The organism is Streptomyces sp. NPDC002577 (assembly GCF_053594815.1).
In genome coordinates this window covers 1-13681 of record NZ_JBSFWK010000004.1, presented here as the reverse complement: position 1 = coordinate 13681, position 13681 = coordinate 1, and the positions used below count along the sequence as shown (strand labels likewise).

General features: G+C 68.7%; 12 protein-coding genes. 6 read left to right on the top strand and 6 right to left on the bottom strand.

Annotation, left to right across the window (positions count from 1 at the left end):
- Positions 1–148: 148 nt before the first annotated feature.
- From ACWD4J_RS07615 to ACWD4J_RS07595, 5 genes are all read right to left on the bottom strand, one after another.
- Complete coding sequence (locus ACWD4J_RS07615) at positions 149–1243, bottom strand: hypothetical protein (RefSeq protein ID WP_451394388.1); 1095 nt, start codon at positions 1241–1243, stop codon at positions 149–151.
- A gap of 156 nt (positions 1244–1399) precedes the next feature.
- Positions 1400–1651 carry a hypothetical protein gene (locus ACWD4J_RS07610; protein WP_451394387.1) on the bottom strand — a complete coding sequence of 84 codons (252 nt, stop codon included), beginning with the start codon at positions 1649–1651 and terminating at the stop codon, positions 1400–1402.
- Positions 1652–1759: 108 nt separating this feature from the next.
- Positions 1760–2884 carry a catalase family protein gene (locus ACWD4J_RS07605; RefSeq protein WP_451394386.1) on the bottom strand — a complete coding sequence of 375 codons (1125 nt, stop codon included), beginning with the start codon at positions 2882–2884 and terminating at the stop codon, positions 1760–1762.
- Positions 2885–2938: 54 nt separating this feature from the next.
- Entirely contained in the window at positions 2939–4291 is a 1353-nt protein-coding gene (locus ACWD4J_RS07600) for a Dyp-type peroxidase (RefSeq protein WP_451394385.1), read from the bottom strand.
- Between the two features lie 117 nt (positions 4292–4408).
- Complete coding sequence (locus ACWD4J_RS07595; protein WP_451394384.1) at positions 4409–4999, bottom strand: hypothetical protein; 591 nt, start codon at positions 4997–4999, stop codon at positions 4409–4411.
- Between the two features lie 420 nt (positions 5000–5419).
- Here ACWD4J_RS07595 and ACWD4J_RS07590 point away from each other — a divergent pair, with 420 nt between their 5' ends.
- From ACWD4J_RS07590 to ACWD4J_RS07575, 4 genes are all read left to right on the top strand, one after another.
- The gene (locus ACWD4J_RS07590) at positions 5420–6097 is read left to right on the top strand and encodes a GAP family protein (protein WP_451394383.1); all 678 of its coding nucleotides are present in this window, start codon (positions 5420–5422) and stop codon (positions 6095–6097) included.
- Between the two features lie 354 nt (positions 6098–6451).
- On the top strand, positions 6452–6958 hold the full coding sequence (locus tag ACWD4J_RS07585; RefSeq protein WP_451394382.1) for a hypothetical protein: 507 nt from the start codon (positions 6452–6454) through the stop codon (positions 6956–6958).
- Between the two features lie 361 nt (positions 6959–7319).
- Positions 7320–8417 carry a PLP-dependent cysteine synthase family protein gene (locus ACWD4J_RS07580; protein WP_451394701.1) on the top strand — a complete coding sequence of 366 codons (1098 nt, stop codon included), beginning with the start codon at positions 7320–7322 and terminating at the stop codon, positions 8415–8417.
- On the top strand, positions 8414–9751 hold the full coding sequence (locus tag ACWD4J_RS07575) for an MFS transporter (protein ID WP_451394381.1): 1338 nt from the start codon (positions 8414–8416) through the stop codon (positions 9749–9751). Before ACWD4J_RS07580 ends, ACWD4J_RS07575 begins: the two co-directional genes overlap by 4 nt.
- A 20-nt stretch (positions 9752–9771) precedes the next feature.
- Here ACWD4J_RS07575 and ACWD4J_RS07570 read toward each other — a convergent pair whose 3' ends face one another.
- Entirely contained in the window at positions 9772–11097 is a 1326-nt protein-coding gene (locus ACWD4J_RS07570) for a radical SAM protein (protein ID WP_451394380.1), read from the bottom strand.
- A 683-nt stretch (positions 11098–11780) separates the two neighbouring features.
- Between ACWD4J_RS07570 and ACWD4J_RS07565 the strand changes: the two genes are divergently transcribed.
- Together ACWD4J_RS07565 and ACWD4J_RS07560 are read left to right on the top strand one after the other, a co-directional pair.
- Positions 11781–12425: a hypothetical protein gene (locus ACWD4J_RS07565; protein WP_451394379.1), complete on the top strand. Its 645-nt coding sequence runs from the start codon at positions 11781–11783 to the stop codon at positions 12423–12425.
- 193 nt (positions 12426–12618) lie between these two features.
- Positions 12619–13449, top strand: coding sequence for a hypothetical protein (locus ACWD4J_RS07560; protein WP_451394378.1), 831 nt, complete (start codon positions 12619–12621; stop codon positions 13447–13449).
- The last annotated feature ends 232 nt before the right edge of the window (positions 13450–13681 follow it).

The window sequence follows — 13681 nt, the reverse complement described above, 5'->3', positions numbered from 1 at the left end:
ATGAGCAAGACCCCACATGCCGTGGATCGGTTCGCCGAGAAACGGCACTCCGGCTACGGGGCGGACGCCGGGAACTACGAGGCGTTCTCGGCCTCGGCTCGCCCTCACCGCATGGCGGCTGCTCGACGACTGAGGAAGATCCGCCTGGTCACGACCGTGTGGCGGTTCCGCACCCCGCGTCGCCGGCCTCCCGCATGCGCGCGTCCATCGACGTGCTCCGGTCGTACGGGTCGACCTCGCGGCCGTCTCCCGAACCGGTGGCCGCTCGTTCGGCGCCGAACTCGGGGGTGAGGTAGCCGGTGAAGGTGTCGCAGCCGCCGTTGGTGATGTCCGCCTTGTAGGAGACGAGGGAGAACGTCCCCGGCTCGATGACCACCTTCGCCGGATCGTCCCAGCTCATCACGACCTCGCGGCGCACGATGGTGCGCACGACCTCGTCGCTTCCCGCCGCAGCGCGGACGACCGGATAGACGTAGGTGACATCGGTGGTCACCTCGACCGCACCGCGCGTACCTTCCTGGAACGTGATCCGTCCTCGTGTCTTGATCACGTCCCCGGCAGGCCGCACCTTCGTCTTCTCGAACCGGCTGAACAGCAGCAGCGGATCGTTCTCGCGGCTGGGCGTGCGGAACGCGGTGGCCAGGTAGTCCTGGACATCCTGCTGATGCGGATTGAGCAACGCGATCGCCGTCTTCGGCCGCTCCCCGCGCAGCACACCGGAATCCAGACTGGACGCGGCAAGAAAGTCCCGCGTCCGGTCGAGCGCCTGCGCGACCTGCTGCTTGCTCATCCAGCCGGTCGCCCGTGCCTCGGGCACGTGGATCCCTGCCGTCCCGTCGCTCCACCGCTCCGCGGGCGAGCCCCTGAACGGCTTCTCGACCGTGGGCAGTTGGGACGCCTCCGTCGCCGGCGGCTGATCCGGGCGTTCCGACTCCGCGGCGAGCGGCGTACTCTCGCCGCCTCCGCCTCCGAACCAGCCGGCCACCCGCCCCGGATCCAGCGCCACGACCAGCAAGCCGACCGCGACCAGCAGACCGACCACGTACCAGCCCTTGCCCCGTCGCCGCCGGGCCGGCTGGTACGTCCGCCACCCCTCCGGCGGGCCGGTCTCCTCCCGCAGCCGCCGCGCCACCATCCGGGCCCGCGCCGACGGCTCCTCGGGCGCGCCCCGAGTCCCGGCCCCGGCCTCCTTCAGGAAGCGCTCCCACTCCTCGTCCGATATGGAGGCCCCACCGTCGCCCACGTTGCGCTCCCGTCCCTTCTCAGGTAACCGGCCCCTCCCCAGGGCCGGTTGTTGTCCGTGCATCCTGCATCATCACAAGCTCAGCAGCACCATCAGGGGACCCAGGTCCCGGTATGACCTGCCCGGGAACCCCGCCGGCTCAGCGCGTCACACCGGTCATCCGCCGGAACCGTCCCGGGTCGGGGTGACCGTCCCCAACGGGCGTGCGAGGCCCCTGCCCTTGGCCGGGCGCGAGGCAGCGGAGCGCGCCTGGAGGCGTTCACGGTCGGTGTCCGGGAAGGACGCGGTCAGCAGCGGCCCGTCCAGCGTCGGCCGGTCGACAACGCCGCCATTGCGGTAGACCACGAAGTCGTCGGGCAGCAGGCCCCCGCCCTTGTCGCGGTAGGGCACGTCGTCGGACTGCACCATCCCGGCCGTGCCGTACACCCCGAGGAGGGGGACTTTAGACCATGTGGACACGGTCTTGGCCAGTTGGCCCTTCTGCTGGTTGCGTGCCAGGCCGGTGGTCAGGCCGGGTCACGTACCAATTACCTCGTCGGCGCTATGCGGCTCTGTGCGCGGCTGCTGGTTGAGCTTGTGGCGCTCGATGGAGGATCGCCGGTAGACCTCCTTACGGGCCCGCATGATGTTGCCCAGGGGGGCGTGCTCGGCGGTGACCCGCCAGGGCGTGAAGGACAGTGAGTCCATCCTCTCCAGATTCTCCGGACCGGAGATGTCCTGCTGCGGCAGCCGCAGCTTGGCCACGGTGACGGACGGCGAGAGCTGCTCGGGCCACTCCACGGTGGTGTCCTCCACCGGCATCCGCTCCAGGTCGGTGCAGAGCTGTACCTGGATGTCGAAGGCGTAGGGCCGCTCCTGCAGCTCGGCCTGCAGGGCCGGTCGGAACACCTCCGCCGCCGAGGCCGGGTCGATGTCGCGCCGGACCACCGCGGCGGCGGAGAGCGGATCGGGGGTGATGCGTACCTTGGCGATGTAGTCCCCGTGCCGGACGGCGCCCATCGTCCAGTAGCTCGACAGCAGCACGTTTGCCGGAGGGGTCTTCGACAGGCGCAGGAAGGCCAGGAACTCGTCCCACGCCCAGTTGTCCTGGTCCAGCGTTCCCTTTCCGGTCACGAATTCGGTGAAGAAACGATGTGCGCCGGGTCGGCCCTGGGAGAAGTAGGCCGGCGCGTTCAGGAACAGTTCCTGGATGAACAGGTAGTGCTCGACTGTGTTGCAGAAGAAGATCGGTCCGTTGATGTTGGCGTAGTCGAATGTGCCCGTGTCCGGTTCGTCTTCCAACAGGGTCGGGCCGGGGATGTCGAACATCTTCAGGGCCAGTCCGGTGGCGGCGCCCAGTCGCGCGTCGGCTCCGGCGTGGGGCGAGCCGTTGGAGAAGCGGATGAGCGCGTCGTGGGTTCCCGGGGTCGCGTAGATGCCTTGGGCGTATTCGGGGGGCAGCCCGGCCAGAATCTCCACTTCCCCTCGGGCCAGCCCGTAGCCCTTGGCATGGGCGTCGCGAAGGGCCCGTCCGGTGCCACCGGCCTCGACCGACTCGGCGATGTAGCTCTCGGTTTTTTCGATCACCGTCTGCACGTGGCGGTCGAAGTCCGGGTCGTCGTCTTCGACGTCAGGCGTGTAGCGGACGAACTGTGCTGCCATGACTTCGACCTCTCCTCGGAGAGCGTGATCAGACCTCAGGGGTGGGAATCGCCGTCAGTCCTCCAGTTCGGCAAGCCAGCGCAAGGCACGCAGCCCCGGCACGAAGCAATACTCACCGCCCCGGGTGACCACGAAGCTGGGCAGGTTCTGCAGGCGACGCCGGACCGGCTTCTCCGGGATGGTGACGCTGCCTGTTCCGCCGTGATGCCCGGCTACCGGGTCCTTCTCGCCGGGGTAGCCGATGAAGTTGCCGTCGTTGACCCACTCGGCCTTGATGAACTCGAACTGCCGTTCCAGATGGGCTCCGAGGAAGACTCCGACCAGGCCCCGGTCGGCGCCGTCGTCCTCCAGCACACCCTCGGGCAGCGGCGGGCCGTAGGTGGTGCCACGGCGGATGAGGCGGTGCATCCGTGCGTCGCCGATGATGGTGGCATCGCGGGGGTTGGTGCGCCGGATGTGCGCACCGGCGGGACACCGGTACCCCCGATCGTCGTTCGCCCGGTACAGGAAGTTGTTGACGCGGTGCGGATCGGCCGCCAGCTCCGGATCATCGCGCTCCGGCGTCAGCGTCAGCGGTGCTCCGCTGGGCCAGCGCCCGACCATCTTGGCCGCCAGGAGGGCCTCCTCCTCGGCGCTGGAGGTGTTCGCGCGCAGGTACTGCCGCCAGGCCGCCACGTTGGTGTGGATCTTGCGAACGGCCGCGTAGGTCCCGTTGTGCCCCAGCACATCGGGGCTGGGCATGGGCGGCAGGCTGCCGGTTTCGTCGGGGTAGCCGAGGATGAACTCGCCGGCCTTGATGGGGGCTTCCTGCGGGTTGGAGCCGGGCAGTCCGACGCCCTCGATGTTCGGATGGCTGATGCCGTCACGGAAGCCGAAGGTGGTACGCCCGGTCGGGAGCTGGCGGACCTCCTGCTGCCAGATCACCTGGACACCGGGCGTGTCCTCGTAGGCGACACGGGCCCGCTCCAGCTCCTTGTCCAGCTGCGCCGTATCCGAGGAGAGGGCGCTCAACGCGATGTGGACATCGCCCGTTCCGAACGGTGCCTCCCAGTGGGCCGGTGCACTCTCGCCCACGTCGCCGATCAGCTCCGCCCGAGCGGCCATGCCCTCACGAAACGCCCGCGGGAAGCTGTCCAGCGACTCCTGGGGGACCCCCAGGGCCCTCAGCCCCTGGTAGGTGAGCGCCACAGCCACCCAGGCATCCTGGCTCCGGTCCGCGCTGGGCAGGCCACCCGAGGTCACCGGGAGGAGCCGGCGCAGCAGGGCGCGGCCGGCGTGGCGGTCGTCGACGCGCAGGAAGACGAACTTTCCCTCGTAGGGCACGGGCCGTGGACGCAGGGCCCCGCTCTGGACGTCGTCGATCTCGACGCGCACGCCGGCCGCGCTGCTGCTGTCCGCGGTGTTCATGATCGCTTGTGCCTCCACATCGGTCTCTGCCTGGACAGCCCTGCAATGGCCGATTCGCACCAGCCGACGCGGTCCACCGATGGTGGGTGGGCTCCGAGGGTTGGCTGTGTCCGGGTTCTAGGCCGAGGCTTCCTCCAGCAGCTTCTGGAAGGCCGGCGTGGCCACCAACTCCGCGTTGGCCGGGTTCTCCAGCGCCGCCCGGAACTCGGGGGTGTCCAGCACCTCCTGGAACGCGTCATCCACGCGCTGGTCCTTGTAGATCTGCTGAACGGTCAGGTCGGGATAGGCGCTGACGAAGACGCCCGCGGGCTCCTGGTGGGCGACGAACCAGTCCTTCACCGCTGGATCGGTGACGCCGGGGAACCCTTCGCTGTGCGAGAAGACCTTGTCGAAGCGGGCCCCGACCACCGTCTGGGCGAAGTCGTCGATGTACGTGTCCCAGGAGCCGTCGAAGACGCTGGCGAACATGAACCGGGTGTCATTGTCGAAGATCACGTGCCGTGCATCATGCAGGGTGCCGATCTGGCGCACCGCTGCATGGACGCGTTCGTCGTCCGCCGCGGCGGAGAGCATGGCGAGATCCTCACGCAGTGCGTCGGCCTCGCCCGGCTTGATCTTGGTAAAGACGGTGAACTCGCTGCAGACCCCATCCGACCTGCCCGGGCGCTCGGGGTGAGCTGATTGGGCTGCACCTGTCGTCGCAGTCATCGTGAGATTCTCCTGCCACGGATCGGTGCGAGGGTCGCCAGGCGCCCGAACATGGGGCACCATCGCCCTCACATATCAATCCTCACTGCGGATGCACTGCCTCGCATCCCGGGCCCTGGGCATTGTGGTCACCTGAGGCGGATTCCCGGGAAACTCCGGCACTGCGGGGTCCAGCCCGATCCCTCCCGTCCCGAGAAGCTCCCGAGGACAGATCCGGCCGGGCGCAGGACGATGGAAACGGTGGGACGTGCCGAGTACGTCGTCGTCGCCATTCTCGGGCAGCCACTTCCGCACGGCCGTGAAGACAGTGGCGCAGCCGATCGCACACCAACCCGTTGCGCCGTCGAGGCGGTCGGGGCAGCCTCTCGCGCCAAGCCCTACTCAACTGGATCGCCACCCTGACTCCACACGGAGGCAACCATGGGCGCAGTTCTCGGTGACGTACTGGGTTTCGCGGCCGCCGTCGCGGTCAGCCCGCTCCCCATCATCGCCATCATCCTCATACTCGCCACGCCTCGGGGACGTCTCAACGGAGTCCTCTTCACCGTCGGCTGGATTGTGGGACTCTCGGCACTGGGCGCGGTGATGTTGGCGATCGCTTCCCCCGCAGGTGCCTCCGCCCACAATCACCCGGCCACCTGGGTGGGAGCCCTCAAGCTGGCCCTGGGCGTGTTTCTCGTTCTCTTCGGCGCCCGGCAATGGCACCGGCGCCCGAAGGACTCCTCGCAAGCCCAGCTGCCGAAGTGGATGGGCGCGATCGACCGTCTCACGCCGGTCAAGGTCTTCGCACTCGGACTGGCCCTGGCCGCGCTCAACGCCAAGAACGCCCCCCTCACCATCGCCGCGGGCGCCGCGATCGGCTCAGCCGGAATACCGGTCGGACAGCAGATCGCATCGCTGGCGATCTTCGTCCTCATCGCCACCCTCGGCCTGCTGGCCCCACTGGGAGTCTTCCTCCTCGGGGGAGAGCGAGCCAAGACCACGCTCGGCAACTGGAAAGACTGGGCCGCGCGACACAACGTCGCCGTCATGGCGGTCCTGTTCTTCGTCCTCGGGTTGAAACTGCTCGGAGACGGCATAGGCATCCTCACCTCCTGACAGGTTCACCCACGCCTGACGGTGTGGTCCGAAACCTCGGTAATGCGGTTCCATCCGGCGGATACGGAGAGGTCCTCGTCGACCGCGATGCCGTCGCTTCCGGCGTGGCGGCTGGCGGCTGGCGGCTGGCGGCTGGCGGCTGGCGGCCAGCCTTGGCCACCTTGCGACATGTGCTGCGGCTGGTACACCCACGCCATCGTCACCGTGCTACCCAAGGGTGCGCGGCAGCGGTACGCCGGAGCGATCGGGGCGATGCGGCCGGCCGATGGACAGGCCGAGTGGGAGGCGGCACGCCCGAACGCCGGAACGGCGAAGCTCCGCGGACTGCCACACTCAGGCGGTTAGCATCACGGCATGATCACGGCCCGGCCGCCATTCGGAGCACGACGCACCTGCCGCCGTGCGGGTGCGCTGCGCCTGTGCTGGCTGGGCGTGCTGCTCCTCGGCGTGCTCTATGCCCACGGCATCGGTGTGGAGGGCGGGTCGGGGCACCTCTCCCCCGAGACGGTGACCTCGTCGGTCGCCGTCGCCCGGACCGTCGACCGGACCCCGTCGCCGGGTGTCGCATCCGCCCACGACGCCGATGCGGCCGGTGAGGATGCGTCCGGTGACGATGCGTCCGGTGACCCCGACGGCACGGGCCACCGTCACGGCGAGGGTTCTTCGCATCCGGGAGGCGAGTGCCTCTCGGTGCAGCCGCAGGACGGTCCGTGCCTCGCCGCTCCCGCCATGTCCTGCACCCTGGACTCGGCCGCGGCGCACGGCCGGCGGGCCACGAGCGGTACCGGGTTGCCCGACGGTGCCTGGCGGGGCTCCCACGGTCCGCCGTGTTCAGGTGGGACGGCAGTCCTCCGGATCTAGATCCGACGGCTTCCCCTGCCCGTACGACCGTTGCTCACCCGTACGACCGCCGACGCACCCGTACGGCCTCGACACCCGAGCCCTCCCTCTTCCCGCACCACCCGCGGACCGTCGCACGAGCCGCAGCCGTGTGAAGAGGCGGCTTGCCCTGCCCTCAGGCGCCCTCAGGCGCCCCAGGTGCCCTCAGCCCAGCCGCAATTCCCGCAGCGCCATCGCGTCTGCCGACGAGAGCGAAACGATGCACTCTCTGATCACCACCGCCGTAGAACCGGCATCCGCAGACCCCGCACCCACAGACCCCGCACCCGTAGACCCCACCGCCCCGGCCTCAACCGATGCGAACCGCGCCGCCGTCGGACGGATGTCGAGCGCGGCCTTCGCGCACACCACCCCCTCCTCCCTCGTCGGAAACACCCCCCTCCTCCGTATCGCCCGGCCGTTCGTCCCGGACGGCCACGGTTTCTGGGCGAAGCTCGAGGGCTTCAACCCGGGAGGGATGAAGGACCGTGCCGCACTGCACATGGTGGAACGCGCCCGTGCCCGCGGCGACCTGCGGCCGGGCTGCCGGATCGTCGAGTCGACCAGCGGCACGCTGGGGCTCGGCCTTGCCCTGGCCGGCATGGTCCACGGACATCCCGTCACCCTCGTCACCGATCCCGGTCTCGAACCGCCCATGACGCGGCTGCTCAACGCCTACGGTGCCGAGGTCGACCTCGTCGCCGAGCCCCATCCGAAGGGCGGGTGGCAGCGAGCCCGCCTCGACCGGGTGGCCGAACTCCTCGCCGAACACCCCGGTTCCTGGTGCCCCGACCAGTACAACAACCCTGACAACAGGGCCGCGTACACCTCCCTGGCCCTCGAACTCGCCGCCCAGCTAGGCCATATCGACGTCCTCGTGTGCAGCGTCGGCACCGGCGGCCACTCGGCCGGGCTCTCGCGGGTGCTGCGACAGCTCTACCCGGGCCTGCGCGTCATCGGCGTCGACACCGTCGGCTCGACGATCTTCGGCCAGCCCGCGCGGCCACGCCTGATGCGCGGCCTGGGGTCGAGCATCCATCCCCGCAACGTCGCCTACGGGATCTTCAGCGAGGTGCACTGGGTCGCGCCCGCCGAGGCCGTCTGGGCCTGCCGCCGGCTGGCCGCCGCGCACTACGCCACCGGCGGCTGGAGCGTCGGTGCGGTCGCCCTCGTGGCCGGCTGGGCGGCCCGGACCCTGCCGGCCGGCACCCGGGTCGCGGCCGTCTTCCCGGACGGGCCGGAGCGTTATCTCTCGACGGTGTACGACGACGAGTACTGCGCGGCACACGGGCTGCTCGGGGCCGCGCCCGCCCCGGAACCCGACGAGATTCCCCGGACCGACGGCCACGAGGTCACCCGCTGGACCCGGTGCGCGACGGTCGTCGACCCACTGTCGGTCACCGCCTCCGACGCGGCCCCGGATGCCGAGGGGGCCAAGTGAAAGTGACGCTCCAGCAGTTCAGGACGTACGAGCGCAGTGTGCGGCTGCTGATGGTGAATCAGTTCACGATCAATCTGGGCTTCTACATGCTGATGCCCTATCTGGCCGCGCATCTGTCGGGCTCGCTCGGTCTCGCCGGATGGGCCGTCGGACTGGTCCTCGGCGTACGGAACTTCACACAGCAGGGGATGTTCCTGGCGGGCGGGGCCCTGGCCGACCGGCTCGGGTACAAGCCCATGATCGTCGCCGGGTGCGTGCTGCGTACGGCCGCGTTCGCGGCACTGGGGCTCGTGCACTCGCTGCCCGCCCTGGTGGGGGCCTGCGCGGCAACCGGGCTGGCCGGGGCGCTGTTCAACCCGGCGGTCAGGGCCTACGTGGCGGCGGACGCCGGCGGGCGGCGGGTGGAGGCCTTCGCACTCTTCAACGTCTTCTACCAGGCCGGGATCCTCGTCGGACCGCTGGTCGGCATGGCGCTGACGGCGGTGGACTTCCGCGCCACCTGCCTCGTGGCCTCGGGCGTCTTCGCGCTGCTGAGCGTCGTCCAGATCAGGGAACTGCCGCCGCGAAGGGCCGCGGACGGCCGCAGTACGCAGAGCGGCACCACGCACAACGGGAGCGCGAAGGATGTGGTCGACGCCCCGGCGGCGGCCGGCATGGCTGCTCAGGTGCGGACCGTGGTGTCCAACCGGCCCTTCCTCCTCTTCTCGGCCGCCATGATCGGCTCGTATGTCCTCTCCTTCCAGGTGTATCTCGCGCTGCCCCTGGAGGCCCGCCGGCTCGGTGGCGACGGCGCTGCCGGTACGGCGGCCACGGCACTGCTGTTCGCGGTGTCGGGGCTCAGCACCATCCTGTTCCAGACCCGGGTGACGGCGTGGTGCAGGCAGCGGACGGACCCCGGGCGGGCCCTGGCATGGGGCCTCGCCACGATGGGCGCGGCGTTCCTGCCCCTGCTGGTGGTGGCGCCGCTGCCCGTGCCGGACTCCGTCCCGGGGCGGTGGCTGCTGGCGAGCGTGCCGCCGTCACTGTCGGCCCTGCTGCTGGCCCTCGGCACGATGATCGCGTACCCGTTCGAGATGGACACCATCGTCCGTCTCTCCGGGGACCGTCTCGTCGCCACCCACTACGGGCTCTACAACACCATCTGCGGAATCGGCATCACCCTCGGCAACCTGCTGACCGGCGCCGCGCTGGACGGGGCCCGCGCGGCGGGCCTCCCGGCGCTGCCCTGGCTCGTGCTGTTCGCGCTCGGCGTCGCGTGCGCGGGGGGCCTGCACGGCCTGCACCGCAGCGGCCGGCTCGCCGCGCACGCCCGTCGCGAGGCGGTCACCGTGTAGACCGCTGGGCCCTGTCGGTGCTACGCCGAGATGCTGTCCATGAAGGAACTCACGGAGAACACCGCGCGCCCCGGCCCGGCGGGACCGTAGCCGGGCGGGGGCGTCAGGCCGTACTCCTCCATCGTCGCGGCGTACGCCTCCAGCAGGCGGATGTGGTACTCGAGCGGCGCGCCCTGCGGGTTGGCCTTGCCCAGCGGGGTCGTCGGCTCGGGGCACCACGTGGTGAACCGGGGGGTGATGCCGTGCGACATGAAGAAGCGCAGGCCCTCGGTGGTGGAGGCGATGGCCTCGTCGACCGTGGTGAAGCCGAACGGCTCGGCCATCTCCACGCCCGCCACGAAGTTGGGGATGACGTTGCGGGCGCCGAAGACGTCGGCGGAGTCCAGGATGCGGCGGTGCCACTCGTCGCGGCCGATGTAGCGCTCCTTGCCCGGGCAGTACAGCTCGAACAGGCGGCGGTCCCACACCTCGAAGTTGGGGTGGTAGATCTGCACGCCGTAGTCCTTGAAGCGCTGGACGTCGGCCTTCGGCAGGGCCTGGGCGACGACCTTGCCGATCCAGCGGCCGGGGAAGCGCTCCTCGATGGCCTTGGCGTAGTGCCCGTAGAAGTCGGCCTCGTCACGCCCGCCGATGTGCGAGGTGATGGCGCCTCCGGTGAGGGTGTACGCCGTGGAGGCCTTGGCCGTGTCGTACTTGTCGATGATGGCCAGCGCCTCCAGTACCTCCTCGACGTCCTTCACGCCGGTGTAGGGGCGGCCGGCCGCCTTGTGCTGGCGCCAGTTGTGGTTGATGTCGCAGTACTGGCACTCCTCCTTGGCGCCGAAGTACTGGCAGACCCGGAAGACCGTCAGATAGATGAGGTAGCCCCACTGGATGGTGGGGGCGACCTCCATGACGGACTTGCCGTTCTCGAGGGTGTGCCGGTAGTAGTCCGGCATCGGCGGCAGCCCGACGTCGGCGATCCGCGCTCCGTCGAGGTAGAGGCCGAGCATCCCGTCGTCGTCCGCCGCGACACGGTACGGCGACGCAGGGTTCACCCGTACCGACACCACCGTGCGGCGCAGGTCGTACGGGCCGCCCGTGAGGACGATCTCCTCGGGCGGGCGGCGCAGCGCGGCGGCGCCCAGCTCGGGCAGCGTGCCGTGGTCGAAGGAGAAGATGAAGTACGACTTCGGCTTGACGTCGCCGGACGCCTCGTTTGCCGTGTCGCTGAGCGCGGACTCGTCGAAGGCGATGCCGCCGCGGAGCAGGTCCTCCTTGAAGACGGCCTCCCGCGGCACGTGCGGAAACCGGTCCAGCAGGTCCTCGACCAGCGCGGTGCGGCTGTCGGCGGTACGGCTGCCCATGTCTCTCCTCAGCTCGTGAGTCCCCGTCTGCTCGGGTCCTCACGTTACGCGGCGGCGGCCCGGGGGCGTCGTCAGGGGTTCTTCGCCGGCACACCGGGAGGAGAGGTTCGAGCGCCCCTGGGCGACGATCCGCTCGTGGTGTGCGGTGGCGTGGCGCAGGGCTCGGCACGCCGGCACCAGGCGGCTGACGGCTGACGGCTGACGGCTGACGGCTGACGGCTGACGGCTGACGGCTGACGGCTGACGGCTGACGGCTCGTCATCTCGGCGCATCGAATCCACGCATGAGAGCTTCTGCGCCTCTATCAGAAACGCGGTAAGAAAGAAAGGACCGGCGATCCTCCGCCGTGTCGCCACATCTGGGGACGGCATCAGCTGACCGTCTTTCACCGCCTACGAGGCACCCGGATTACATGAGGGGCTGACCGGGAGAGTGACAGTTCGGGGCGAGTCACCCAGGCAGTCCAAAATACAATCGGACACCCCCGATTTTGCTGGCCCTTGACGGGAGACCAGGCAATGAGAAGGGCGCGTGACACGCCCTCAACATGCGTCCGGTCGGCCCTTTCCTGATCACACCTTGGCCCTGCCCGAGATGACAGCCAAAAACGCGCTCAGTACGTTCATTCACGGGTCGGCTTTTCTCGCCGATGCCGACATCTCTGAGATCAAGGAGAAAGCGAAATGAAGAAGCGCACCGTCGCCGTGACAACCGCCGCCGTTGGCGTCGCGGCCCTGACGCTGACCGGAATGACCTACGCCTCCGCCACCGGTACTCCCCAGGCCGCCCCGCAGGCCGCGCCCGTCTCCGCCCCCGTCTCCGCCCCCTTCGGCGGCGACACCGGCGGGAAGGGCGGGGAAGGGAAGGGCGAGGAAGAGGGGAAGGAGTACGGCAACAAGGGCGGCTACGAGAACAAGGGCGGCTACGAGAACAAGGGTGGCTACGAGAACAAGGGCCACGGCAAGAAGGAGAAGCGCCGCGAGAAGGGCAAGATCATCGTCAACGGGCAGAAGTACCCGGCCCACAAGTGGCAGTGCACCCCCGTCACCAGCGTCCAGGTCCACGGCCACAAGCACGACGGCCCCGTCGCCGCCAAGACCTTCAACGTCGAGAACCTCAGCAACAAGATCGTCGAGTTCTTCGACACCGTCAACTGCAGCGACACTCCGGAGGCCATTCTCTCGCCCAAGTCCTCCCAGTTCGTGGTCGACGCAAACGTCGAAGGCGATGTGATCGTGGGCAGCTTCAAGGTGATCGACGGCAAGTACGGCAACAAGGGCTACGACGACGACTACGACGACGACTACGACGAGGACTACGACTACTGAAACCAGCCGAAAGGGCAATCCACGAAGAAGCAGTGACACAGAAGGGCAACACCGCCGCCCACGCGGCATTGGAAACCCCGGCCCGCCGGAATCGGGCCGGGGTTTCCGGCATGGATCACCCCGTCGAGAGCGCCCAGCTCCGGATGGCTCCAGCACTGTGCGGCCAATAACCCATACGCCTCACCACTTCACTATGCGATCAGCCACACATGATCGCAAAGACACGCAGAAGAAAATCCACGCCACCCGGACGCCACAGCATGCCCTGCACAGTTTCGAAGCCGTGAAACTCGCGGTCGACTTATCGGCTGACGGGGGCACTCGACTGCTCTATGCGGGTCAATTATCTGGTAATAGAACCGTCAATGCCGGGAAGCATGCCGCTCAGCAGTCACTGTTTCAGGAACCGTCCTCCTTTCGTGAGAGTGCCATGAGGCTTCTGTCGAAGATTTTTCGAAGGTCGAAGAACTCGCCTGACGCGGTACTGTCACGGCGACTCGAACAATGCATCGGAGGCGCTGGCTACTGGGCGACGAGAATGCCCAGGGAAGCTGTTCACCTGCTGCAACTGGTCCAGCTGCACAATGTTGTGGCGGCGTCGATCATTTTCACCACAGGACTCCTCGCGTGGCCCCTCATCTCCCACGCCTCGCCACTCACCGCACAGGTGATCCTCTCCGTACTCACCGGGATCTCCGCCCTCGTGATCGCTGTCCCGTACGTCACCGGGCTGAGTGAACGGACCGAAGAGAAGATCAAACTGTGCGGCTCCTACGCGACAATCTACGGCGAACTGCTGCGAGCACAACAAGGCCTCGACAACGGGTCCGCAGCACACAGAACACACACGGCTGAGCTCATCCGCCAGTACGAAAACGTCATGGCACGCAACGACGCCCTCCCTCTTTCCGGCCGCAGAGGTGCGGTACGGCTCCAGGTGACCGAAGGTCAGGGGTCCCGCGACATCGCACCTCGCCGCCCCGCGCCCCGCCGGCTCGACCCGCCCCGGTTCGACGAGGGCTGACTCCCCCAGCAAGATCCGTACGCCAGGCACGGGAGATAACCTGCACGGCGACGGCACATCGTGAACAGGGGAGGACTACAGTCCGTGACCGACACAGCGGGATACGACGGCGGCACCGTGACCAACTGGGCAGGCAACATCACCTTCACGCCGAACGAGGTGCACCGCCCCGGCTCCCTCGACGAGCTGCGTACCCTGGTGGCCGGCAGCCGGAAGGTGCGGGTCCTGGGCA

Excerpts from the sequence above, each read along its gene's own strand:
- ACWD4J_RS07610 (WP_451394387.1), bottom strand. The coding sequence starts at position 1,651 with ATGGTGCAGTCCGACGACGTGCCCTACCGCGACAAGGGCGGGGGCCTG.
- ACWD4J_RS07605 (WP_451394386.1), bottom strand. The coding sequence starts at position 2,884 with ATGGCAGCACAGTTCGTCCGCTACACGCCTGACGTCGAAGACGACGAC.
- ACWD4J_RS07600 (WP_451394385.1), bottom strand. The coding sequence starts at position 4,291 with ATGAACACCGCGGACAGCAGCAGCGCGGCCGGCGTGCGCGTCGAGATC.
- ACWD4J_RS07595 (WP_451394384.1), bottom strand. The coding sequence starts at position 4,999 with ATGACTGCGACGACAGGTGCAGCCCAATCAGCTCACCCCGAGCGCCCG.
- ACWD4J_RS07590 (WP_451394383.1), top strand. The coding sequence starts at position 5,420 with ATGGGCGCAGTTCTCGGTGACGTACTGGGTTTCGCGGCCGCCGTCGCG.
- ACWD4J_RS07585 (WP_451394382.1), top strand. The coding sequence starts at position 6,452 with ATGATCACGGCCCGGCCGCCATTCGGAGCACGACGCACCTGCCGCCGT.
- ACWD4J_RS07580 (WP_451394701.1), top strand. The coding sequence starts at position 7,320 with ATGTCGAGCGCGGCCTTCGCGCACACCACCCCCTCCTCCCTCGTCGGA.
- ACWD4J_RS07570 (WP_451394380.1), bottom strand. The coding sequence starts at position 11,097 with ATGGGCAGCCGTACCGCCGACAGCCGCACCGCGCTGGTCGAGGACCTG.
- ACWD4J_RS07565 (WP_451394379.1), top strand. The coding sequence starts at position 11,781 with ATGAAGAAGCGCACCGTCGCCGTGACAACCGCCGCCGTTGGCGTCGCG.
- ACWD4J_RS07560 (WP_451394378.1), top strand. The coding sequence starts at position 12,619 with ATGCGATCAGCCACACATGATCGCAAAGACACGCAGAAGAAAATCCAC.